Source organism: Pseudomonas syringae, assembly GCF_023278085.1.
Lineage (GTDB): Bacteria > Pseudomonadota > Gammaproteobacteria > Pseudomonadales > Pseudomonadaceae > Aquipseudomonas > Aquipseudomonas syringae_Q.
Genome location: NZ_CP066265.1, coordinates 3,198,044 through 3,220,458 on the forward strand (window position 1 = coordinate 3,198,044; position 22,415 = coordinate 3,220,458).

The following is a 22,415-nucleotide window of genomic DNA, read 5'->3' on the forward strand; positions in this document are numbered from 1 at the left end:
GTGACCAAGCCCTGTTAAGGCCTGGCCGCCCGCTGACGGCACTGTTCACTACCCGCCCTCAAGGCTGTTTGGCCCCCAACTGTTTCCACATCTTTTGCGTGATTTTGCGGCGGTTGCTGTAGCCCGCCCAAGGGTCGTCCTTGAGTGTGCTCAAGCGCTGTTGAAGGGTGGTGATGTCCCACTGCGCCGACGACGTCAGACCGGCCAGCTCATCCAGTGCAATCGGCACCGAGACCGGTAAACCCGGCCGCGCACGTACCGAATAGGCGGTGACTGTACTGCCTCCGCGACTGTTGCGCAGGTAATCGACGAAGATCTTCCCGACCCGGTTTTTCGGCCCCATGGTGGCGGTAAAGCGCTCGGGCAACTGCCGGCTGACGAACTCGGCAATGGCTTTGGAAAACGCCTTGACGGTGTCCCAGTCGGCCTGCCGCGCCAAGGGCACGATGATGTGCATGCCTTTGCCGCCGCTGGTCTTCAGAAAGGCTTCCAGGCCCAGCTCGTCCAGCACGGCGAGCACCATCTGGGTGGCCTCGATCATGCTCCGCCAAGGCAGCGCAGGGTCCGGATCGAGGTCGAGTACCAGGTGATCGGGCGTCTCGATTTTGTCACGTGTCGCGCCCCAGGTATGCAATTCAATGGCACCCATCTGCGTCGCACCGACCAGCGCCTGCACCGAGTCGATTTCCATCAGCGCGGCATGGCCCGGGTCCAGCGCGCGATCAAGCTGCATGATGCCTGGAATGGCCAGATGTTCGGCGTGCTTCTGGAAAAACTGCTCGCCATCGATACCTTCCGGACAGCGCAAAAGTGCCACCGGACGCTTGTTCAGGTAGGGCAGAATCCATTCGGCGATGGACTCGTAAAACTGCGCGAGTTCGATCTTCTTGGTGCCGGTCTTGCTGTCGATCACTCGATCAGCATGGCTGATGCCGGTGCCTGCCACATCGACTTTGCCCTGAGCGGTTTTCTTGCCCGCTTTGGGAGCGGCTGAAGCGGCCTGGGTTTTGCCGGCAGCCTTGGCAGGCTGGGCCTGTTCACGCACCACTTCGCTTGCAGGCTTGTCAGTGCGCAAGCCGGCGAATGCGGCCTGACGCAGAATACCCTCGCGGGTCCACTGGGCAAACTCTGCCTCGCAGACCAACTGTGGTTCCAGCCATTGCACGCCTCGCGCCTGCGCTGCGCTCAGTTTTTTTGCCAGCGGCGAGGTCTCGCGCTGCAAAGGCTGTAACTGTTTGTGCAATTGATTGAGTGTGGCCTCGTTGAAGCCAGTGCCAACCCGCCCGGCGTACACCAGGCCTTGCTTGGCGTCATTGACCGCCAGTAATAACGCGCCGAACGCCGAGCGGCTGCCCTGCGGCGCGGTATAGCCTACGATCACAAACTCCTGACGCAAACGGCATTTGAGCTTGATCCAGTCAGGATTGCGCTTGCTCACATAGGCGCTGCCGACGCGTTTGCCGATCACCCCTTCGAGGCCCATCGCAGCGGCGCTGGCAACAATGTCCTGGTGCCCGGCCTGAAACGCATCGGAGTAGCGCAGTACGCGGCTGCGTTGGTTGTCGAGCACTTGTTTCAGGGCGTCACGACGCTGCTCCAGTGGCACTTCGCGCAAATCTTCGCCACTCAGAAACGGCATGTCGAACAGGTAATACAGGATGTTCTTGCTTTGCCCCTCATCAAAGGCATTCTGCAAGCCCTGAAAGTCGGGCAACCCTTGCTCGTCGAGCACCACCACTTCGCCGTCGAACCAGCTGTCCTGCAACTTCAAGCCTTTGAGGGCCTTGACCAGTTCAGGCAGTTGATCGGTCCAGTCATTGCCGTTACGGGTGAACAGACGCACTTCGTCATCCTGGATGCGCGTGAGCATGCGGTAGCCGTCGAACTTGATCTCGTACAGCCACTCGCCTGCGGGCGGGGCATCCACCAGCGTTGCCAGTTGTGGCGACAGCGCATCCGGGAACGCTGTTTTGACTCTTTTCGGCTCGGGTGTTGACGCTGCAACTTTTGACGTGGCAGCCTTGGCCTTGCTGGTTGCGGGCTTGGGCTTGGGCTTGGCAGACGCTGCGCGCCCTGCCCCGACGTGCGCGCCGCTGATCACGCTTTGTGGTTGTTCCTGGGTGATGTCGTACTCGGCGGCGGGTCGGGCAATCGAGTCCTTTTCCTTGATCAGCAGCCATTGTTCCTTGCTGCCGCTGCCCTTGAGCCGCGTGCGTACCAACGCCCACTCGCCGCTGAGCTTTTCGCCAACCAGCGTGAACTTGAGCTTGCCTTCCTCGTAGGTCTTTTGCGGATCGCCATGGGGTTGCCAGATACCCCTATCCCAGACGATCACGTCGCCTCCGCCATATTGTCCTTGCGGAATGCTGCCCTCGAAACCGGCGTAATCCAGCGGGTGATCTTCGACATGCACCGCCAGACGCTTTTGCTTCGGGTCCAGGCTCGGACCTTTAGGGACCGCCCAACTCTTGAGCGTGCCATCCAGTTCCAGGCGGAAATCGTAGTGCAGGTTGCGCGCGTCGTGCTTTTGAATCACAAAGCTCAGTGCACCGTCGCGCGCCTTACCCTTGCGTTTACTCTCGGCGGGTTCGGAGGTGACATCAAAATTGCGCTTGCGTGTGTATTCACTGGCTGGCTTGGCCATGGCCGGTTTCTCCAGAGGGATCAAGGGGCTTTTGGCTCAGGATGCTTTGCCGGTTTTCTTGCGCGCAGCGGGCCGCTTGGGTTTGCTCTCATCCTTGGCAGCAGACTTGTCACCAGCTTTGGCGGCGGGCTTGCTTGCCCTGGGCTTGCCCGTACTGCTCTTGCCCGCCAGGCTGCGGCGCAGCAGGTCGGTGAGGTCGATGACATCAGCACTTTTGCGCTCTTCCTCGCCCGGATCGGTCTCGACCTCTTCGATCTTGCCTTCGCTGGCCTTGGTTGCGACCAGTTTCATGATCTTTTCCTGAAAGGTATCGCGGTACTTTTCCGGCTCCCAGTCTGCGCTCATGTCCTTGACCAGCCGCTTGGCCATGTCGCGCTCGCTCTTGTTCAACTGCGCGTCGGTCACCGCCTCACTCAGTTCCAGCGCATCGAGTTCGCGGACATCGGCGGGCCAGCGCAGGATCACCATCACCAGTGCCGATTCCAGCGGCATGACCGCCGCCAGGTGCTCACGGGTGTGCAGCACGACGTTGGCCAGCGCGACCTTTTTGGTATCAATCAGGGTTTCGCGCAACAGCGCGTAGACTTTTTCGCCGCGCTTGTCCGGGGTCAGAAAGTAAGGCGTATCGATGTTCTGCAAGGGAATCTGCTGACTGTCGACAAAGGCGAATATGTCAATGGTCTGCGTCGATTTGGGGTGCGAAGAGCGTATTTCCTCTTCGCTGAGCACTACATAACGATCTTTCTCGTGCAGTACGCCCTTGACGATATTTTCCTTGGTGACTTCCTTGCCGGTGACCTTGTTGATCCGCTTGTAGCCGACCGGGTCCATGCTGCGTTTGTCGAGCCAGTCGAAATCAACGCTGTTCGACGTCGTCGCAGACACCAGCGCGACGGGAATATGCACCAGTCCAAAGCTGATCGCGCCTTTCCAGATTGCCCTTGCCATGGTCTGACTCCTGTTGATCGTGAACAGGTGACTGGACAGGCCTGACAAAAGTTTCGGCAGCCTGACGAGCGCCGCCAAACGCCTGCACCAGAAGGCTTTATAAGGGATTAGCCATTGCCAGCGTCGCCGTCATATTCCTTAACGATCTAAAAATATGGTTTAACGTTCTTTTGCGGAATAAATCAGACGTTCTATAAATGGCCCACCTCGAACGCTGTTGGCAGACTGTCTGCAAGCCAACAGTAGGTCCCGTCAGCTCTCGTTGAGCTGATCACTCCCAAGGATTTGTCATGAACGTTTTCTGGTTTCTTCCGACTCACGGCGACGGCCACTATCTGGGCACCACCAAGGGCGCGCGCCCGGTCACCCTGAATTACCTGAAGCAGGTGGCGCAGGCTGCCGACGATCTGGGCTACTACGGGGTGCTGATACCTACTGGCCGCTCCTGTGAAGATTCATGGGTGATCGCCTCGGCACTGGTGCCGCTGACCGAGCGTTTGAAGTACCTGGTGGCAATCCGTCCGGGGATCATCTCCCCGACTGTTTCGGCGCGTATGGCCGCCACGCTGGATCGTCTGTCCGGTGGCCGCCTGCTGATCAACGTAGTGACCGGCGGCGATCCTGACGAGAACCGGGGTGACGGCAGCTTTCTTGATCACAGCGAGCGCTATGAAGTCACCGACGAATTCCTGCAGATCTGGCGTCGCGTATTGCAAGGCGAAGCCGTCGACTTCGAAGGCAAACACTTGCGCGTACAGAACGCCAAGGCGCTGTACCCGCCGATCCAGAAACCTTATCCGCCGCTGTATTTTGGCGGTTCTTCGGACGCGGCACATGATCTGGCCGCCGACCAGGTGGACGTCTACCTGACCTGGGGCGAGCCGCCAGCAGCCGTCGCGCAGAAGCTGGCCGATGTACGGGAACGTGCAGCACGCAAGGGCCGTACCGTGAAGTTCGGCATTCGTCTGCATGTGATCGTCCGGGAAACCAGTGAAGAAGCCTGGAAAGCCGCCAGCACCCTGATCGAGCACATCAGCGACGAAACCATTCAGGCGGCGCAGAAATCCTTCTCGCGCTTTGACTCGGAAGGCCAGCGACGCATGGCGGCACTGCACGACGGGCGCCGCGACAATCTGGAAATCGCCCCCAATCTGTGGGCAGGTGTGGGCCTGGTTCGTGGCGGCGCGGGCACAGCGTTGGTCGGCAACCCGCAGGAAGTAGCGGAACGCATCAAGGAATACGCGGACCTGGGCATCGAAAGCTTCATCTTTTCCGGCTATCCGCACCTGGAAGAAGCCTACCGTTTCGCCGAACTGGTGTTCCCGCTGCTGCCTGAGCCTTATGCCAGCCTGGCGGGGCGTGGCATCACCAATCTGACGGGGCCGTTTGGCGAAATGATCGCCAACGATCTGCCCCCGCAGGCCAAGTGATGTCCGGGCAACTGCTGACCTTACCGCACTCGCCTGCGCTGGCGACCTCGATCAGGGCCACCGCGCAGGTGTTCGAAGACCCGAAGTCCAGAGCCCTGCTCGCTCACGTGCGACAAGTTGCACCGAGCGACGCCAGCGTGCTGATCATCGGCGAGACCGGCACTGGCAAGGAGTTGGTTGCAAGGCATGTCCACGAGTTGAGCGCGCGGCGTGACAAGCCGTTTGTGGCCGTCAACTGCGGCGCCTTTTCCGAGAATCTGATCGAGGCCGAGCTGTTCGGCCACGACAAAGGGGCATTTACCGGTGCAATCAGCGCCAAGGCCGGCTGGTTTGAAGAGGCCAACGGCGGCACGCTGTTTCTTGACGAGATCGGCGATTTGCCCATGACCCTTCAGGTCAAGCTGCTGCGCGTGCTTCAGGAACGCGAAGTGGTGCGGCTGGGTTCGCGCAAAAGTATTCCGATTGATGTGCGCGTGCTGGCGGCCACCAATGTGCAACTGGAAAAAGCCATCAACGCAGGGCATTTTCGCGAGGACCTGTATTACCGGCTGGACGTGGTCAACCTGGAACTGAGCCCGCTGCGCGAGCGGCCGGGGGATATTCTGCCGCTGGCCCGGCACTTCATCGAGGTCTACAGCCAGCGCCTGCGACATGGCCCGGTGCGGATCAGCGAGGAAGCCGAACACAAGCTCAAGACGTACAGCTGGCCAGGCAATATCCGCGAGCTGGAAAACGTCATTCATCACACCTTGCTGGTCTGCCGTGACGGCATCATCCAGCGTGATGACCTGCGCATGTCGAACCTTAGAATCGAGCGGCAGGACGAATACGGCCAGGCCGACGAATCCGCCGAGCAGTTGCTCAATCGCGCGTTTCAGAAGCTGTTCGAGGAACAGGCAGGCGCCTTGCACGAGAAGGTCGAGGACACGCTGCTGCGAACGGCCTATCGTTTCTGCCACCACAATCAGGTGCATACCGCCAGCCTGCTCGGCCTGACGCGGAACGTGACGCGCACGCGCCTGATCAAGATCGGCGAACTAGCGGTCAATAAGCGCAGGCCGGGTGAGAATGTGCAGGGTGACCGGATGTTGCATTTGTCGGTATGAGTGTGGGAATGCAGTTCTTAACGCTCAGCGTCACACAGAGGTTTTGCGAGGTCGGTTAGATATGTTTTCGACTCAAGGCACCTTTTCGCCCCTCGGCGACCTACTTTGATGGGGCCAAAGTAGGCAAACCCCCAGGCTCCGTTTCCGGCCCGACTTCGTCGGGTTCCTTCGCCCTGTCACTGATCCGGGGGTCGCCGCAACGGGCCATCCATGGCCCGGTGCGGCTTGCTCGGCGTCCTGCCGAGCATCCCCCGGATCAGTGTCAGGGCTCAGCCGTCACTTACGTCGCAATCGGCGTCGTCAGTGCCATCGTGGTTGAAAAGCACATCTAAAGCTAAAGCATTATCACGGATATGTGACGCAGAGCGTTACAACGGGCATTTACATGCTGAAGCGTGAGAAACGAGAGGTATCTGGAAGAACACTTATCATGACTCTTCAGGCCAGGGAAGCCAGACGCATTGCCAGCGCTTTGGCCTGAATCGCTACGTCGGTGACTGCAGTGCTTTCCCACCACATGCCGCGCAATGGCGGGCCCATGGCGAACAGGCGGGAGGCGTACCGACCTTGTTCATCGAGCACCGCGCCACCTGCGTCGGCGGCGATGCCCAGTGCCAGTGGGCCGGGTTGAATCAGCCCTCGTGCCAGCAACTGGCGAGGCAACGGACGGTCCACGCGACGCCAGTCGTATTCGATGCCGGTGGAATTTACCAGCGCATCACCCAATAGCACTGAGGGCTCACTTTCGCCCCGACAGCGCACGCGGATCTGCACCTGCCCGGAAGGCAGACTCGCAACACCCTGCAAGGACGCCGCCTCAATGCTCAACCTTCCCTGCCTGACCAGCCTGGCCAGCAGCGCGGCACTCGGCGGCGGCGAGCGATGGTGGTGGCTTTCCCACCACGGCCGCACGTGGCGTACGAACTGTCGACGCTGCCTGTCGGTCGCCTGATTCCAGAGCCGGCCGACATTGGCGCGCACGGTATCCAGCGGGGCCTGCCAGTCGATCCCGCTTTCGATGGCCAGTTCGCATTGTTCACGCACCTTGCGCAGCAACTGCCGGGTCGTGCGGATACTGGTGTCCTGGGCCAGAAAGTCAGACCACTCCGGCGGCTGCCGACGCACGTGAGGCAGCAGACCGTGGCGCGACAAGACCTGAATCGGGCCGCGATGCCCGGCTTTTTCAAGCGACACTACCGTGTCGACCATGGTCAGCCCGGAGCCAATGATCATGACCTTCGCCTGCGGATCAAGCTGGCGCATGGCAGCCACATCCCAAGGGTCCAGACCCGCCGTATTCAGCCCGTTCGACTCGCGCAACGGAGTACGTGAAGCGGCGTACATGCCGGTGGCCAGCACGGCACGCTGGCCACGAAGCACAGAACCGTCCGCCAACGTAATACTGACACCGGTGTCGTCAGGCTGAACATCAACCGCTTCACCTTGCACATGCTCGACCGTCGAGCCATGCACCGCTCCGACGGCGCTGGCCTCGCGCAAGCGCTGCTGCACGTAGAGACCGAACACGCCACGCGGTGGAAACAGCTCGGCCACCGGTACTTTCTGCTCTACGGATTCGGGCCAGCCGCCCTCGGCCAGATACCCGGACAGCCAATCGGTGAGGTCATCGGGGTTGTCCGGATCAACGCTCATGCGCGCCGCGTTGCCATTGAGCGTGTGCCCCGGTTCGGTCGCGCTGTAGGCCTCGCCACGACCCAGCTCGCGGCGGGTCTCGATGATCAGGATCCGACGCTGACCCGGTCGGCGTAACAGCTGCACAGCCAGCATGCTGCCGCTCAAGCCGCCACCAATGATCAGAATATCGGCCGTCTGGTTGTGCTCGTCACTCATCGAACAACGCCTCGGTCGGGTTGTAATAAAGTCGGATGTACTCGTCGGGTGTGCTGAAGGATAAGCGCGTTACAACACCACGTTGCGCACGAAACGCAACGGCACCACGCCTTCGTTGCAATAACGGTGCGGCTGATTGCTGGGAAACATGAAGAACTCACCCGGCCCGATCTGCTGCGCTGCACCCTGCTCGGCCAGACGCAGCGTCAGGTGCCCTTCTACCACGTACACCTGCTCACTCCAGCCGTCGGGATCAGCTTCCGATGCGTAGGCGTCTCCCGGCTCAAGGCAGAACTCCCAGAGTTCGACTTCGCGCCGGGCAATCGCCTTGGCCAGCAACACCGCTTTGCTGCCAGCAATCGTACCCTCCCAGGCCAGCTCGTTGATACGGCTATGATCACGGCTTTCAGGGGCCTGAATCAGATCACTGAATGCAACTCCGAGCGCCTCGGCGACACGGTCCAGCGTCGCCAGGCTGACATTTTTCTCGCCGGCCTCGATGGCCACCAGCATGCGTCGGCTGACACCGGATTTATCCGCCAGAGCGGTCTGGCTGAGGTCTGCCGCATTGCGCAGACGCCTTACGTTCTGGCTGACATGTTGCAGCACCGGCGCGCGTCGGGGGTTTTCTTTGTGCATGGTAGTACTCACGTGAAACCGCTGCGCAGTATACTGCCCACTTTAGGGCGGCTGTCCAAGCGTCCAGCCTCTCATCATACGCAACGCAATGAACAGGAATCCGGAGCTGACATGAAGTCTATCAGCCGCTTGCCCCGCATCAGTAAAGCAGAAGCGGTATTGATTCTGATCACCATGCTCTGGGGCGGCACGTTCCTGCTGGTGCAGCACGCGATGACGGTCAGCGGCCCGATGTTTTTCGTCGGCCTGCGCTTCGCCGCTGCTGCTGTGATCGTCGCGCTGTTCTCGATGAACGTGCTGCGCGGGCTGACAGTGCTGGAGTTCAAGGCAGGCGTGCTGATCGGCACGTCGATCATGCTGGGCTATGGTCTGCAAACCATCGGCTTGCAGACCATCCCCAGCAGCCAGTCGGCCTTCATCACCGCTCTTTATGTGCCCTGTGTGCCACTGCTGCAATGGCTGGTACTCGGGCGGCGGCCGGGGCTGATGCCGACACTGGGAATTGTTCTGGCATTCATCGGCCTGATGCTGGTCTCAGGCCCGCAAGGCGCGTCCATGAACCTGAGCTCGGGGGAAATCGTGACAATGATCAGCACAGTCGCTATCGCTGCTGAAATCATCATGATCAGTGCCTATGCTGGCAAGGTCGATGTACGTCGGGTCACAGTGGTGCAACTGGCGACCGCTTCGGTACTGGCGTTTCTGATGATCGTGCCAACACAGGAAAGTCTGCCGGGGTTTTCCTGGTTGCTGGTGCTCAGCGCGGTGGGCCTGGGGGCGATGAGCGCCGCGATTCAAATTGCCATGAACTGGGCGCAACGTAGCGTCTCGCCGACCCGCGCGACCGTGATCTACGCAGGTGAACCGGTCTGGGCCGGGATTGTCGGAAGACTGGCCGGTGAGCGCTTGCCGGGGATTGCCCTGCTCGGCGCGGCGCTGATCGTGGCCGGAGTGATTGTCAGCGAGATGAAACGACGCTCACCCGCCACGCAAAGCGCAGACACCGGGCAGAATCGCGCACGGGAAACTCACTGAAGACGACTTGGCCGTTGGTGAAAAATGATTGTTTACCGCAACCTGGATGCACTGATGTAAAAATTTCAGACACTTTTTGTAGGAAATTTCGAAACGTGTTCGTTTGGTATTGAGTTCTCTGGCACGTATGATGCTTGACATTCTCCTGCAGATTAGAAGCCTATGTCCCTGATAGTTCTACTGCTTCTGCCTTTCATCGGCAGCTGTCTGGCGGCCTTTTTGCCGCACAACGCGCGTAACGCTGAATCCTTTCTGGCCGGTCTGGTTGCCTTGGTTGGCGCAATCCAGATGGCATTGTGGTTCCCGCAGATTGCCGATGGCGGCGTGATTCGGGAGGAATATTTCTGGCTGCCGAGCCTGGGAATGAATTTTGTCCTGCGTATCGACGGCTTCGCATGGATGTTCTCCATGCTGGTGCTGGGCATCGGTGCGCTGGTCTCGCTGTACGCCCGTTACTACATGTCGCCGGACGATCCGGTGCCGCGCTTCTTTGCATTTTTCCTCGCATTCATGGGCGCCATGCTCGGTCTGGTGATGTCCGGCAACCTGATTCAGATCGTGTTTTTCTGGGAACTGACCAGCCTGTTTTCCTTCCTGTTGATCGGCTACTGGCATCACCGCGCCGACGCCCGGCGCGGTGCCTACATGGCACTGATGGTGACGGGCGCCGGTGGCCTGGCGTTGCTGGCAGGCATGATGATCCTCGGGCATGTGGCGGGCAGTTACGACCTGGACCGCGTACTGGCATCCGGTGACGTGATCCGCGCCCACGCTCTGTACCCGGTGTTGCTGACCCTGATTCTGATCGGCGCACTGAGCAAAAGCGCCCAGTTCCCGTTCCACTTCTGGCTACCCCACGCAATGGCAGCGCCGACGCCGGTGTCGGCGTACCTGCATTCGGCAACCATGGTCAAAGCCGGTGTGTTTCTCATGGCCCGCATGTGGCCCTCGTTGTCCGGCACCGAACAATGGTTCTGGATGGTCAGCGGCGCAGGTGCCTGCACGCTCATTCTGGGCGCCTACGCAGCCATTTTTCAGAATGATCTCAAGGGACTGCTGGCGTACTCGACGATCAGCCATTTAGGCCTGATCACGCTGCTGCTCGGCCTCAACAGCCCGCTGGCGGCCGTGGCCGCCGTGTTCCACATCCTCAACCACGCCACGTTCAAAGCCTCGCTGTTCATGGCCGCCGGGATCATTGACCACGAGAGCGGGACGCGGGATATCCGGCGCCTCAGTGGGCTCGTGAAACTGCTGCCCTACACCGCGACGCTAGCGATGGTGGCCAGCGCGTCAATGGCAGGCGTGCCGCTGCTCAACGGCTTCCTGTCCAAAGAAATGTTCTTTGCTGAAACCGTCTTCATCTCGGCCACGGCGTGGATCGAAATGGCGCTGCCGGTGGTCGCGACCATCGCCGGCGTATTCAGCGTCGCCTATTCGCTGCGATTCACCGTCGATGTATTTTTCGGTCCGGCCGCCAAGGACCTTCCGCACTTGCCCCACGAGCCACCGCGCTGGATGCGTGCGCCGGTCGAATTTCTGGTCCTGACCTGCGTGGTGGTCGGTATCTTCCCGGCACAATCGGTCGCACCCCTGCTGGCAGCGGCCGCACGACCGGTGGTGGGCGGCACGCTGCCCGAGTACAGCCTGGCTATCTGGCATGGCTGGAACGCGCCGATCATCATGAGTCTGGTGGCCATGGCGGGCGGCATCATCCTGTATCTGTTGTTGCGCAAGCCGCTCAAGCAGGAGCGCATCACCGCCCCGCCACTGGTGGGCAGACTCAACGGCAAACGTGTGTTCGAGCGCAGTCTGGTGGTGCTGATGCACTGGGCACGCCGTTTCGAGCGCAAGGTCAGCACCCGTCGCTTGCAGCCGCAGTTGTTTCTGCTGGTGCTGGCTGCCGTGCTGGGCGGTTTCGTTCCGATGTATTTCAGCGGCCTGACCTGGGGTGACCGGCCGAAGATTCCGGGCTCCGGGGTGTTTGTCACGCTGTGGCTAATCGCGATCGCCTGCGCGCTGGGCGCGGCATGGCAGGGTAAATATCACCGTCTGGCGGCGCTGGTCATGGTCAGTGTGTGCGGGCTGATGACCTGCATCACGTTCGTCTGGTTCTCGGCCCCTGACCTGGCCCTGACGCAGTTGGTGGTGGAAGTGGTGACCACCGTGCTGATCCTGCTTGGCTTGCGCTGGCTGCCGCGACGCAACGAAGACGTCGCCCCGCTCAGCGCCCGCCTGCGCGCTCGCACCCGGCGTATTCGCGACTTCGGCCTGGCGGTTCTGGTCGGCCTGGGGATGGCAATATTGTCCTACGCCATGTTGACCCGCCAGACGCCCAACGCCATCTCGTCGTTCTACTTGAGCCGTGCACTGCCTCAAGGCGGCGGCACCAACGTGGTCAACGTGATGCTGGTGGATTTCCGTGGTTTCGACACGTTCGGCGAAATCACCGTATTGGCGGCCGTGGCACTGACCGTATTCGCTCTGTTGCGCCGCTTCCGTCCTCCCAAGGAAAGCATCCTGCTGCCAACTCAGCAGCGCTTGCTGGCGCGCGACGTGGTGACCGACCTGATCAACCCGCGCGGTGCCAGTGACACGGCGCTCGGTTTCATGATGGTCCCGGCGGCGCTGGTCAGGTTGCTGCTGCCGATCGCTTTCATTATTTCGATGTACCTGTTCGTTCGCGGCCACAACCAGCCGGGCGGCGGATTCGTTGCCGGGCTGGTGATGTCGGTGGCGTTCATTCTGCAGTATATGGTTGCCGGTACTCAGTGGGTCGAAGCGCAAATGAGCCTGCGGCCGCTGCGCTGGATGGGCACCGGCCTGCTGTGTGCGGTCCTGACCGGCGCCGGTTCCATGGTGCTGGGTTATCCGTTCATGACGACTCATACCGCGCATCTCGATTTACCGGTTCTGGGTGACATCCATATCGCCAGCGCACTGTTTTTCGACGTCGGCGTATATGCCGTGGTGGTCGGTTCAACCCTGTTGATCCTCACCGCACTGGCTCACCAATCGGTGCGCAGTCATCGCCCTACCCAACTGCCCAAGCCGGTCGCCAATCCGCAAGGAATTCTCTGATGGAAGAAGTTATCGCAGTCGCCATCGGTGTTCTCGCCGCCTCGGGAGTCTGGCTGATCCTGCGTCCGCGAACCTTCCAGGTGGTCATGGGCCTGTGCCTGCTGTCGTACGGGGTCAACCTGTTCATTTTCAGCATGGGCAGCCTGTTCATCGGCAAAGAGCCGATCATCAAGGACGGCATTCCGCAGGACCTGCTCAATTACACTGACCCGCTGCCGCAGGCACTGGTGCTCACCGCCATCGTCATCAGCTTCGCCATGACCGCCCTGTTTCTGGTGGTGCTGCTCGCCTCCCGGGGCCTGACCGGCACCGACCACGTCGATGGCCGGGAGCCCAAGGCATGAACGGGATGACGCAACTGATCATCGCGCCGATTCTGCTGCCATTGCTGACCGCCGGGCTGATGCTCTGGCTGGGCGAAAAGCATCGACCGCTCAAAGGGCGCATCAACCTGTTGTCCAGCATCCTCGGGCTGGGCATCTCGGTGGTGCTGATGCTCTGGGTGCAGCACACCGGCAACAGCGGATCGATTGGTGTCTATTTTCCGGGCAACTGGGGCGTACCGTTCGGTATCGTGCTGGTCGTCGATCATCTGTCGGCATTGATGATGGTGCTGACCGGCATCGTCGGTGTCTGCGCGCTGCTGTTTGCCCTGGCGCGCTGGGATCGCGCCGGTGCCAGCTTCCACGCGTTGTTCCAGATTCAGCTCATGGGCCTGTACGGGGCGTTTCTGACCGCCGACCTGTTCAACCTGTTCGTGTTTTTCGAAGTGCTGCTGGCAGCCTCCTATGGCCTGATGCTGCACGGTTCCGGACGGGCACGCGTGTCAGCGGGCCTGCACTATATTTCGATCAACCTGCTGGCCTCGTCGCTGTTTCTGATCGGCGCAGCGTTGATCTACGGTGTGACCGGCACACTGAATTTCGCAGATCTGGCGATCAAGATTCCCCAGGTATCGGAAGCCGATCTGGGCCTGCTGCATGCCGGGGCGGCAATTCTGGCCACGGCGTTTCTGGCCAAGGCCGGTATGTGGCCGCTGAACTTCTGGCTGGTTCCGGCCTATTCAGCCGCCAGCGCGCCGGTTGCCGCGATGTTTGCGATCATGACCAAGGTAGGCATCTACACCCTGCTGCGCCTGTGGACGCTGCTGTTTTCCGGGCAGGCCGGCGCGTCTGCATTCTTCGGCGGCGAATGGCTGATCTTTGGCGGCATGGCAACCATCTTCACGGCGGCGATAGCGATCATCGCCGCCCAGCGTCTGGAGCGCCTGGCCAGCCTGAGCATTCTGGTGTCGGCAGGCATCCTGCTGTCGGCGATCGGTTTCGCACAGCCCAGCCTGACGTCGGGCGCACTGTTCTATCTGGTCAGCTCGACCCTGGCATTGAGTGCGATGTTCCTGTTGGGCGAATTGATCGAGCGCTCGCGCTCGGCCAACGAAATCCCTTTGGAAGAAGACGCGGACCAGTTGCCGCGCGCCATGGAGTCACTGCATCCGCCGCCCGGCACCAATCTGGACGACGAACAAAAAGTCGTGGTCGGCCAGGTGATTCCCATGACCGTGGCCTTTCTGGGCCTGAGCTTCATCATCTGCGCGCTGCTGATCATCGGCATGCCGCCGCTTTCCGGGTTTATCGGCAAGCTGACGCTGCTGAGTGCCCTGCTCAATCCTCTGGGGCTGGATGTCGCCCAGGACGAAGCGCTGCTGACCCGCTCCTGGATGCTGATCGGCCTGCTGATCTTTTCCGGGCTGGCGTCACTGATCGCCTTTTCAAGACTGGGCACCCAGCGCTTCTGGACACCCCACGAGCGCCCCTCGCCGCTGTTGCGGCGCAACGAGTGCCTGCCGATCATCATCCTGCTGGGCCTGTGCGTAGCGCTGACCTTCAAGGCCGAGCCGCTGCTGCGCTATACACAAGACACCGCCGCAGCGCTGCATGAACCCAAACAATACGTGCAGTCGGTGCTCGCCACACGCCCCATACCCGGCCCGACCAGCCGTGATGTAAATCCGGAGGGGCAACCATGAAACGTCTATTTCCAGCGCCCTGGCTGTCTCTGGCGCTCTGGGTATTGTGGCTGGTACTGAACCTGTCGCTCAGCCCCGGCCACCTGCTGCTCGGTGCGTTGCTGGGGTTTCTTGCACCGTTGTTGATGGCGCCGTTACGTCCGCTGCCGGTGCGCATCCGCAAACCAGGGACGATCCTCAAGTTCTTCTGGCTGGTAGGTCGTGACGTGGTGGTTTCCAACCTTCAGGTCGGCCTGAGCATCTGGCGACTCAAGCGACGTCCACCCCGTTCGGCCTTCGTGCGAATCCCGCTGGACCTGCACGATGCCCACGGGCTGGCCGCATTGGCGATCGTGACCACCGTAGTGCCCGGCACTGTCTGGTCAGAACTGGCGCTGGATCGCAGCGTGCTGTTGATGCATGTATTCGATCTGCAGGACGAAGCGCAATTCATCGAACACTTCAAGACCACCTATGAGCGTCCATTGATGGAGATCTTTCAATGAGTACCCTGCTCGACAACGCCATTCTGATCAGCTTGCTGATCTTTGCACTGGCCATGGTGATCACCCTGCTGCGTCTGCTTAAGGGCCCGTCTGCCCAGGATCGGGTACTGGCGCTGGACTACCTGTACATCATCGCCATGCTGATGATGCTGGTGCTGGGCATCCGCTACGCCAGTGACACCTATTTCGAAGCAGCCATGCTGATCGCACTGTTCGGCTTCGTCGGCTCATTTGCGCTGGCCAAATTCCTGCTGCGCGGAGAAGTGATCGAATGAACGAACTACCGGTTTCCGTGCCCTTTTGGGCTGAAATACTTACGGCCGGGCTGCTGATCGCCAGCAGCCTGTTCGCCCTGACCGGGGCGCTGGGCCTGCTGCGTCTGAAAGACTTCTTTCAACGCATGCATCCACCGGCGCTGGCGTCGACACTGGGTGCCTGGTGCGTGGCACTGGCATCGATCATCTATTTCTCGGCGCTGAAGTCCGAGCCGGTCATCCATGCCTGGCTCATTCCGGTGTTGCTGGCGATAACGATGCCTGTGACCACCCTGCTGCTCGCGCGCACTGCGCTGTTCCGCAAGCGTATGGCCGGTGATGATGTACCCGCCGAGGTCAGCAGTGGCCGTGTCGATGGTGAGTCGACCGGAGGTTGAAGCCGGTGTGCGCGAGCGTTATTCGCTGGCTTTGAAGGTCAGTTCGCCCTTGCGCCATTTGGCGGCTTTGCCGACCGCAGTTTTCAGAACCTTGCTCATACCGGTCAGCAGTTGTTCTTTTGCGGCAAAGACCATGACCACGCCATGCCCTTCCTTGAACACGATACCGTGACCTTCAGGCGTATCGACGAAGGCGTATTCACCCAATCCGTAAACGGTGACCTTCACCTCACGGAATTTCAATTCAAGCTTTCCACCTTCACGACTCGGCAGCACAGCTGCGCGAAAATGGTCGCCAACCTTGAGTTCCAGACGCGGTTTGTCATCGACCACCAAGGCAGTCTCGGTGTCGATTTCAGCGATGTAGATGCCTTCGGCTGATTGCTCGGTGATATAGACAAAACGGGATTGAAATTGCTTGACCAATTGTGCGCGAAGATCGCCGAGCACGAACAAAGCATGGGTATCCAGGTTACTTACAGCCAAAGTACAAACCCTCAAACATGAAAAATGAGGCTGCCTGATGCTCAGGCAGTCAATAAGTGATTCATCCACAGGCCGCATGGCACGGCCAGATACCTGCTGACGCGCTGCACTCGGGAACGATGAGTCGGCTACCACTGAACTGTGCAGGCTGGAGGCGGATTCTACCGGCTCATTGCCTCTACGGGATATATTCCTTTTGTACACATCAATGTCACAACGAAGTCAGCGCACGGCAAACCGACGCGCCATCAACCCCCGACACGAAGGCGGGCAAAGGTCTGGGGAACCCCGGGCGCAGCGGGAACATAGCATTTACCGTCGACGCAAAAAAGATTGACGTCCCGGGGCCGTAAAATGCATCGAACTCTTCCCTGCAGGTGTCACTCCCATAAGAGGACTGATGACAACACGGGGATACCCCTCGTCGAGGAGATGACATGGACCTGAATACGAACACCATGAGTGACCTGTTCGCTCAACTGGGGCTTGATTCCGACGATAAAAGTATCGACGCTTTCGTTGCAGAGCACCGCCTGAAAGACGGAGTCAAGCTGATAGAAGCTGACTTCTGGACTCCGACACAGGCGGCTTTCCTGAAAGAGGAGTTGAATCGAGACGCCGAATGGGCCCCGGTGATCGATGACCTCAATGTACTTTTGCATGATTCACCCGAGTGAATCACTCGGGCGTCAAGTGTCACTGCGGGTAGCCGGGCTGCCCGATGTTGGGGTGCAGTATCCGGCCACCCGGCTCTGGAGCGTGGACGAATACCGCATCACTGAGGCTACCCGTCCGGCCCAGTGCCGCGCTCCAGTGCGCAGACTGATGAATATAACGCCAGCGCAGAATCTGCTCTTCCTCAGCCGTCAGCGTATAAGGCCCCCCTCGCGCATAGTCGATCAGCTTGCGGGCAATCCCCTCCAACTCAGGAGGAAGCTGAAAGTGCGGCGCATGCGGAACGGGACCGAACGGCACGCCCTCATCACAGGCCAACGCATGCATGATCTGCAGCGCAACGCGTGACAGATGGCCGAAGACCTGCCGATTCATACCCACCGCCGCCACGACCACCCCGCCACTGCTCAGCGGATTCTTGCAGGCATGGCAGCTGCTTGCACACGACTGCACCTGCAACGACGCTTGGCTGTCGAGAGGGTCAATCCATTGGCTGACATCCATCTTGCTCAATTCGGCTTGTGCTTCCTGCCAGCAAGCCGCCGCTTGCGGAGACCTGCCGCCCCGCACAGCGCTAGTGCGGGGGGGGGTAAATAATCCTTTTTCCTGCTTTTGCGGCGGATACCCCCCGCCGATATCGGAATGCGCGCCTGGCAAGATGATCTCTACAGGCCACCCTGGCGCGATGCTGTTAAGCGCGAAATTGCGCCGACTTTCGTCGCGCGCCACCAGATGCAGCACTTGTTGAGCGCATCCTGGGGGCAGATACAGGTTGACGCGCCGATTGCTGGCGTCACTCGTATTGCCCAGGTCCTTGACGCTGCCGATAGCGGCAACCGTGTCGAACAGACCAATGACCTTGAGCCGCACACTGTCATCACCCCAGGCAAAGCTTTCGCTCAACCGCACTTTGCGGCTGCGAAGTATCGGCTCAAGCATGCCGGCTTCACGCTTGAGGATTTCGTTGACAAAATGCCTGGCCGACGCAGCGCCGCGACTGAAGCCAAAGACGTCAAACTCCAAGGCCTTCAGCAAGCAATCCGGATTATCTGCGGGGAAGGCCTTGAGTACTGATTCCAGCTTTCTGAACGCGTGTGCCACCTTGGAAACCACCCCCGTGGTGCCACGGCCAAAACTCTGCCCCGGCCATACCGAGTCACGCTCGCCCGATGTAGTCCCGGCACCGCTTACATAAATCGGGTAATAGACTCTCAGGCCCTGCCCGTCATTGGCGGCGACCGGCTGCTGACGATAAAGGCCCACCAGCAAGGCGATGTTACTCAAGTCATTGCTGTAACTACTGCCGGGATCAGCGTGTCGCCCGGCGCACTCCTTGATGTGCTTGCCGTCATTGACTTCCAGCAACGCCCGGCAATCGGCACCGATCTGACTGTTGACCCGGTTATTACCGGTGCCGTCAAAAAATATGCCTATACGCGCGGTAACATACAAAGTAGCTGCGCCCGAAATTTCGGCTGACTGTTTGATATTCCATATACTTTTCATCACTTTTCCGTCCGTAGATGCGCCCTTGGCAAGGCCGCTCTTAAATCAAAAATTAATACCAATGATTCAAGAGATTGCTCAGCGCACACAAACAGTCAAGCCATGCAAAGTTATTCAGAAGTTTCCTACGCGCGACATCGCTATATTTAAAAATTCTATAAATAGATACCTACACAGCGCTACCTATTCAGCGTAATGACCAGATGGGCCGGCACCTGATCAATCTTTGCGATTTATAAAAATGCAACGCGCAGGTCTAGTGATTCGAATTGACTTGCGGTTTGTAACCAAGGCGCAGACCACCCCAATGCCGCCCCTTGACGATAATGGGCACTGACAGGTCATGCATCAGCTCACCGGTGTCCCGCGTATAAGTCTGCAGCAGTACCGGTTGCTGATGGCTGCCGCAGCGAATACCGGTCCGGTCATCAAACTTGCGCTTGCTGCGATTGCGCGCATTGTCCACCGCTGCGTCCCCGGTCAGCGGCTGATTGAACGCATTGTTATGTGTCGGTACGTAACCTTGCTGGGTGCAAGCGATGGCAAACACCAGGCCTTCATGCCGCGCGAGCAACGGCTCTTGCAACGACGGGAGTACCTGATCGGTGTAACGATCAAAGCGCGTGGTGAATCGGGTCGGTGAGGTATTCGCGACCGGTTTGTAATGGCGGTCGAACAGGTCATCCAGACTGACGCGCCCCTGTTCGATATCGGTTTCGAACTTTTCCCCAATCAGCCGTGCGCCTTCGCGGGCCAGATCGTAGATCCGCTGATGGTAGTCATCCAGACCCACTTCAGCCAGACGCTGACTGATGGTCTCGGCCTGCCCTTCCATCTGCACCGCAGCCCTGGCCAGTTGCCGGGTCTGCTCGTCGCTGACTGCCAGATCACTGCGCATGTGCTCGACGGCCTCGAACAGGCTCGCCAACTGGTCCTGATTGCTCCTGGCACCCTGGGAGATTTCGCTGACCTGGCTCTCGACCTCGACCGCAAGGCGGGCGATATTGCCGAGGTGCTCCCCGGTCAGCTCGACCTGCTCGACGCCAATGTCCAGGTCGGCAGACAACTGGCGGATCTGCTCGACGACCTGCGCAGTGCGCTGCTGGATATCGGCCACCATTTGCCCGACTTCTCCGGTAGCACTCGCGGTCCGGCCGGCGAGCCCGCGCACCTCATCAGCGACCACGGCGAAACCACGCCCGTGCTCTCCGGCCCGGGCAGCCTCGATGGCTGCGTTGAGCGCCAGCAGGTTGGTCTGACTGGCAATCGACTGGATCACCATGGTCACCCGCTGAATCTCCTCGCTGCGCTGGCTGAGCGCCTCGATCAGCTCGCGGCTGGCGACTGCCCGATCACTCAACTGGTGCATCCGTTCGATAGACTCATTCAACGCGCCACTGCCCGCTTCGCTACGCGCCCGCGCCTCGCTGGCGGCCACCAGCGCCTGCTGGCTGAGCTGGGCCGTCTGCTGCTCGGTAGTGATCATCAGTTCGGCGCTGCTGACCACCTGCTCTGCAGCGCCAAGCTGCGATTGCACGCGGCCCGCCAACTGACGCACGGAAAACGCCACTTGCGCGGCCGACAGCGCGTTGTGACTGGTGGTACGAGAGAGGTCGCGGGTGAGACGGGTCATGTCGGCGTCTACCGCCTGGGCCGACACGGCCGCAGGACGGCGGAGCAACCATCGCGGCAGCCAGATCACCAGCAATGCGCCAGGCACGACAACATAGAGGGGCAGCCCGCCGACGGTCATCGCAGCCAGTAACAGGCACAAGGCAACACTTTGTACCGCTGGCACCCACCACTTCAATGCAGTAACTGGCGCATTGGCCAGCGGCAGTCCGGCTGCCATGGATAAGTTCTCGGCCATGTTGCGTTACCCCGTCTATATTTATCGTTATTGCACCTATTAAACGTCAGATAACAGCGATGTGCCATGCGCTAATGGTATTAGCGATCAGCGTTGATGATTTCGATAAATCTCAGGCACAACAAAACCGGGAGGCAATTGCTCGCCTCCCGGTCTGGTCACTCAACCCCTGTTGCCTGAGAATCAGGCCTGGCGCTGGTGCTTGTCGATCTGCTCGTGGCGCTCTTGCGCTTCGATGCAATACTTGGTGGTCGGGCTGATCAGCAGGCGTTTCAGGCCAATTGGCTCGCCGCTGTCATCACACCAGCCAAACGTGTCATCGGCAATGCGCGACAGGGCCATTTCCAGCTGAGGCAGCATACGCTGATCGCGATCGATCACGTTCACCAACCAGTGACGCTCTTCTTCAACCGACGCAGCGTCGGCCGGGTCGGCAGGCGTGTCCAGGCTTTCGATGGCAATGCGGCTTTGCTCGATTCGCTCGTGGATCTCGACCTTCATGCCCTGCAACAGCTCGACGAAGAAAGCGTGCTGCTCGGCGTTCATGTAGTCATCGGCCGGCATGGCCAGCAACTTTTCCTTTGTCATTTATTTCTCTATAAAAAAACGTGCATTGAGGAGCGGCTTGACGTTGTCGTAAAGCCAATAATCTCCAAGCGCCACCTGGCACTCAATTTACGAGGGGCGGCAGTCTAAGGCCGGCTTGCAGGCTCGGCAACACAAATTGAAGGGTTTTCGTACAACAATCACAGTAAAACCCCTTGAAGCGCGAGTATGAAACCCGATCACGTGCGGCGTGATGAGGGTCTGACCCATGTGTAACCGATCGGTTCCTGCAAGATTCCCATAACATGAGACGCACAAAAGGGCCTCATAAGGCCCCTTGTGTCACTTGCATTGGCTTAGCGCTTGGTTTTGCGCTTGTTGCGATATTGATCGATTACCACTGCAACTACAATGATCAAGCCCTTGATGATGTCCTGCACATACGCATCCACCCCGATAAAGGTAAAGCCGCTGGCCATCACCCCAAGGATCAGCGCACCGATCACCGTGCCGGTGATTCGCCCTACACCCCCGGCAAGGCTGGTGCCGCCAATGACGGCAGCAGCGATGGCGTCCAGTTCATAGGACATGCCCATCCCGGCCTGACCGGTGGCGGCCCGTGCCGAAGCAACCACCCCTGCCAGCCCGGCGAGCAGCCCGGCAATGCTGTAGACAATGACCAGATGACGCTTGACGTTGATCCCTGAGGTGCGCGCTGCCTGCATGTTGCCGCCGATGGCATAGGTATATTTGCCATATTTGGTGTAGCGCAGGGCAATGTGAAAGATAACCGCCACCACGAGAAAGATGATCACCGGCATCGCCCCCTGACCGATCGCGGTGTAGGAATCAGAAAGCATGCTGACCGGCTGGCCTTCGGTGTAAAAGCGTGCCAGGCCGCGCGCAGACACCATCATGCCCAGCGTTGCGATGAAGGGCGGGATGCCGGTGATGGCGATGATGCTGCCGTTGATAGCGCCGGCCAGCAGCCCGACGCCCAGCCCCACCACCACCGGAATCCATACGGGCAGATCGGTCAGTGAAGGGAACACGGCACGGGAATAATCCGAGGTTTGCGCCAGACTGGCAGCGATCATGGCCGACAACGCCAGAACCGAGCCCGATGACAGGTCGATGCCCGTTGTGATGATCACCTGAGTCACGCCGATGGCCAACAGCCCGATGATCGACACCTGAAGGATCATAAGCACCAGACGCTGCGAATTAAGCAGAAAACTCTGATCGCGCATGACCCAGCCCAACAGCTCGAACACCAGGCCGATGCCGATCAGCACCAGAAAAATGCTCAGTTCGGTGGGCAGCCGCCGTTTGCCTCTGGTCGGCGCAAGGGCCGGTTTGTTTTGCAAAATCGCGTTGCTCATGCTCGTAACCCTCTTGTTCTTTTTTTACGCGTTCCATTGACGACCGAACCGCG

19 protein-coding genes are annotated in these 22,415 nt (G+C 59.9%); 10 read left to right on the forward strand and 9 right to left on the reverse strand.

Going from position 1 to position 22,415, the window contains the following annotated elements; translation table 11 throughout:
- Positions 1–58: 58 nt before the first annotated feature.
- Both ligD and I9H07_RS14200 read right to left on the reverse strand, forming a co-directional pair.
- Positions 59–2,644, reverse strand: coding sequence for a DNA ligase D (gene ligD, locus I9H07_RS14195; RefSeq protein ID WP_236423460.1), 2,586 nt, complete (start codon positions 2,642–2,644; stop codon positions 59–61).
- A gap of 36 nt (positions 2,645–2,680) precedes the next feature.
- On the reverse strand, positions 2,681–3,592 hold the full coding sequence (locus tag I9H07_RS14200; protein WP_236423461.1) for a Ku protein: 912 nt from the start codon (positions 3,590–3,592) through the stop codon (positions 2,681–2,683).
- Between the two features lie 290 nt (positions 3,593–3,882).
- Here I9H07_RS14200 and ssuD point away from each other — a divergent pair, with 290 nt between their 5' ends.
- Both ssuD and I9H07_RS14210 read left to right on the forward strand, forming a co-directional pair.
- Positions 3,883–5,022, forward strand: coding sequence for an FMNH2-dependent alkanesulfonate monooxygenase (gene ssuD, locus I9H07_RS14205; protein WP_058391663.1), 1,140 nt, complete (start codon positions 3,883–3,885; stop codon positions 5,020–5,022).
- Positions 5,022–6,128 (forward strand): sigma-54 interaction domain-containing protein, encoded by a 1,107-nt coding sequence (locus I9H07_RS14210; RefSeq protein ID WP_058825226.1) that lies wholly within the window; start codon positions 5,022–5,024, stop codon positions 6,126–6,128. The genes ssuD and I9H07_RS14210 overlap by 1 nt, the downstream gene beginning before the upstream one ends.
- A gap of 438 nt (positions 6,129–6,566) precedes the next feature.
- Here the strand turns inward: I9H07_RS14210 and I9H07_RS14215 are convergent, their stop codons facing one another.
- Complete coding sequence (locus I9H07_RS14215; protein WP_058825014.1) at positions 6,567–7,979, reverse strand: FAD/NAD(P)-binding protein; 1,413 nt, start codon at positions 7,977–7,979, stop codon at positions 6,567–6,569.
- 69 nt (positions 7,980–8,048) lie between these two features.
- Positions 8,049–8,618 carry a helix-turn-helix domain-containing protein gene (locus tag I9H07_RS14220; RefSeq protein WP_024675538.1) on the reverse strand — a complete coding sequence of 190 codons (570 nt, stop codon included), beginning with the start codon at positions 8,616–8,618 and terminating at the stop codon, positions 8,049–8,051.
- Positions 8,619–8,729: 111 nt separating this feature from the next.
- Between I9H07_RS14220 and I9H07_RS14225 the strand changes: the two genes are divergently transcribed.
- The 7 genes from I9H07_RS14225 (at position 8,730) to I9H07_RS14255 (ending at position 15,897) form a co-directional block, all read left to right on the forward strand.
- Positions 8,730–9,653, forward strand: a complete 924-nt coding sequence (locus I9H07_RS14225) for a DMT family transporter (RefSeq protein ID WP_058391662.1) — start codon at positions 8,730–8,732, stop codon at positions 9,651–9,653.
- Positions 9,654–9,815: 162 nt separating this feature from the next.
- A complete protein-coding gene (locus I9H07_RS14230) occupies positions 9,816–12,734 on the forward strand; it encodes a monovalent cation/H+ antiporter subunit A (RefSeq protein WP_024675536.1) in 2,919 nt (972 codons plus the stop codon).
- The gene (locus tag I9H07_RS14235) at positions 12,734–13,078 is read left to right on the forward strand and encodes a Na+/H+ antiporter subunit C (protein WP_007251310.1); all 345 of its coding nucleotides are present in this window, start codon (positions 12,734–12,736) and stop codon (positions 13,076–13,078) included. The genes I9H07_RS14230 and I9H07_RS14235 overlap by 1 nt, the downstream gene beginning before the upstream one ends.
- Positions 13,075–14,760, forward strand: a complete 1,686-nt coding sequence (locus tag I9H07_RS14240) for a monovalent cation/H+ antiporter subunit D (protein ID WP_024675535.1) — start codon at positions 13,075–13,077, stop codon at positions 14,758–14,760. Before I9H07_RS14235 ends, I9H07_RS14240 begins: the two co-directional genes overlap by 4 nt.
- A complete protein-coding gene (locus I9H07_RS14245) occupies positions 14,757–15,245 on the forward strand; it encodes a Na+/H+ antiporter subunit E (RefSeq protein ID WP_024675534.1) in 489 nt (162 codons plus the stop codon). Before I9H07_RS14240 ends, I9H07_RS14245 begins: the two co-directional genes overlap by 4 nt.
- Positions 15,242–15,520 carry a K+/H+ antiporter subunit F gene (locus I9H07_RS14250; protein WP_058825015.1) on the forward strand — a complete coding sequence of 93 codons (279 nt, stop codon included), beginning with the start codon at positions 15,242–15,244 and terminating at the stop codon, positions 15,518–15,520. The genes I9H07_RS14245 and I9H07_RS14250 overlap by 4 nt, the downstream gene beginning before the upstream one ends.
- Positions 15,517–15,897, forward strand: a complete 381-nt coding sequence (locus I9H07_RS14255) for a Na+/H+ antiporter subunit G (RefSeq protein ID WP_024675532.1) — start codon at positions 15,517–15,519, stop codon at positions 15,895–15,897. The genes I9H07_RS14250 and I9H07_RS14255 overlap by 4 nt, the downstream gene beginning before the upstream one ends.
- Positions 15,898–15,915: 18 nt before the next feature.
- Here I9H07_RS14255 and I9H07_RS14260 read toward each other — a convergent pair whose 3' ends face one another.
- Positions 15,916–16,383 carry a hypothetical protein gene (locus tag I9H07_RS14260; protein WP_024645520.1) on the reverse strand — a complete coding sequence of 156 codons (468 nt, stop codon included), beginning with the start codon at positions 16,381–16,383 and terminating at the stop codon, positions 15,916–15,918.
- Between the two features lie 437 nt (positions 16,384–16,820).
- Here I9H07_RS14260 and I9H07_RS14265 point away from each other — a divergent pair, with 437 nt between their 5' ends.
- Entirely contained in the window at positions 16,821–17,060 is a 240-nt protein-coding gene (locus tag I9H07_RS14265; protein WP_024675531.1) for a DUF2789 domain-containing protein, read from the forward strand.
- 19 nt (positions 17,061–17,079) lie between these two features.
- Here the strand turns inward: I9H07_RS14265 and I9H07_RS14270 are convergent, their stop codons facing one another.
- The 4 genes from I9H07_RS14270 to I9H07_RS14285 all read right to left on the reverse strand — a co-directional run bounded on the left by I9H07_RS14270 (position 17,080) and on the right by I9H07_RS14285 (position 22,362).
- Positions 17,080–18,564 carry a T6SS phospholipase effector Tle1-like catalytic domain-containing protein gene (locus I9H07_RS14270; RefSeq protein ID WP_236533874.1) on the reverse strand — a complete coding sequence of 495 codons (1,485 nt, stop codon included), beginning with the start codon at positions 18,562–18,564 and terminating at the stop codon, positions 17,080–17,082.
- A gap of 256 nt (positions 18,565–18,820) precedes the next feature.
- Positions 18,821–20,434: a methyl-accepting chemotaxis protein gene (locus tag I9H07_RS14275; RefSeq protein ID WP_236423463.1), complete on the reverse strand. Its 1,614-nt coding sequence runs from the start codon at positions 20,432–20,434 to the stop codon at positions 18,821–18,823.
- A 183-nt stretch (positions 20,435–20,617) separates the two neighbouring features.
- Positions 20,618–21,022, reverse strand: coding sequence for a TraR/DksA family transcriptional regulator (locus I9H07_RS14280; protein ID WP_002554078.1), 405 nt, complete (start codon positions 21,020–21,022; stop codon positions 20,618–20,620).
- A gap of 314 nt (positions 21,023–21,336) precedes the next feature.
- On the reverse strand, positions 21,337–22,362 hold the full coding sequence (locus tag I9H07_RS14285) for an ABC transporter permease (protein ID WP_024675528.1): 1,026 nt from the start codon (positions 22,360–22,362) through the stop codon (positions 21,337–21,339).
- Between the last annotated feature and the right edge of the window lie 53 nt (positions 22,363–22,415).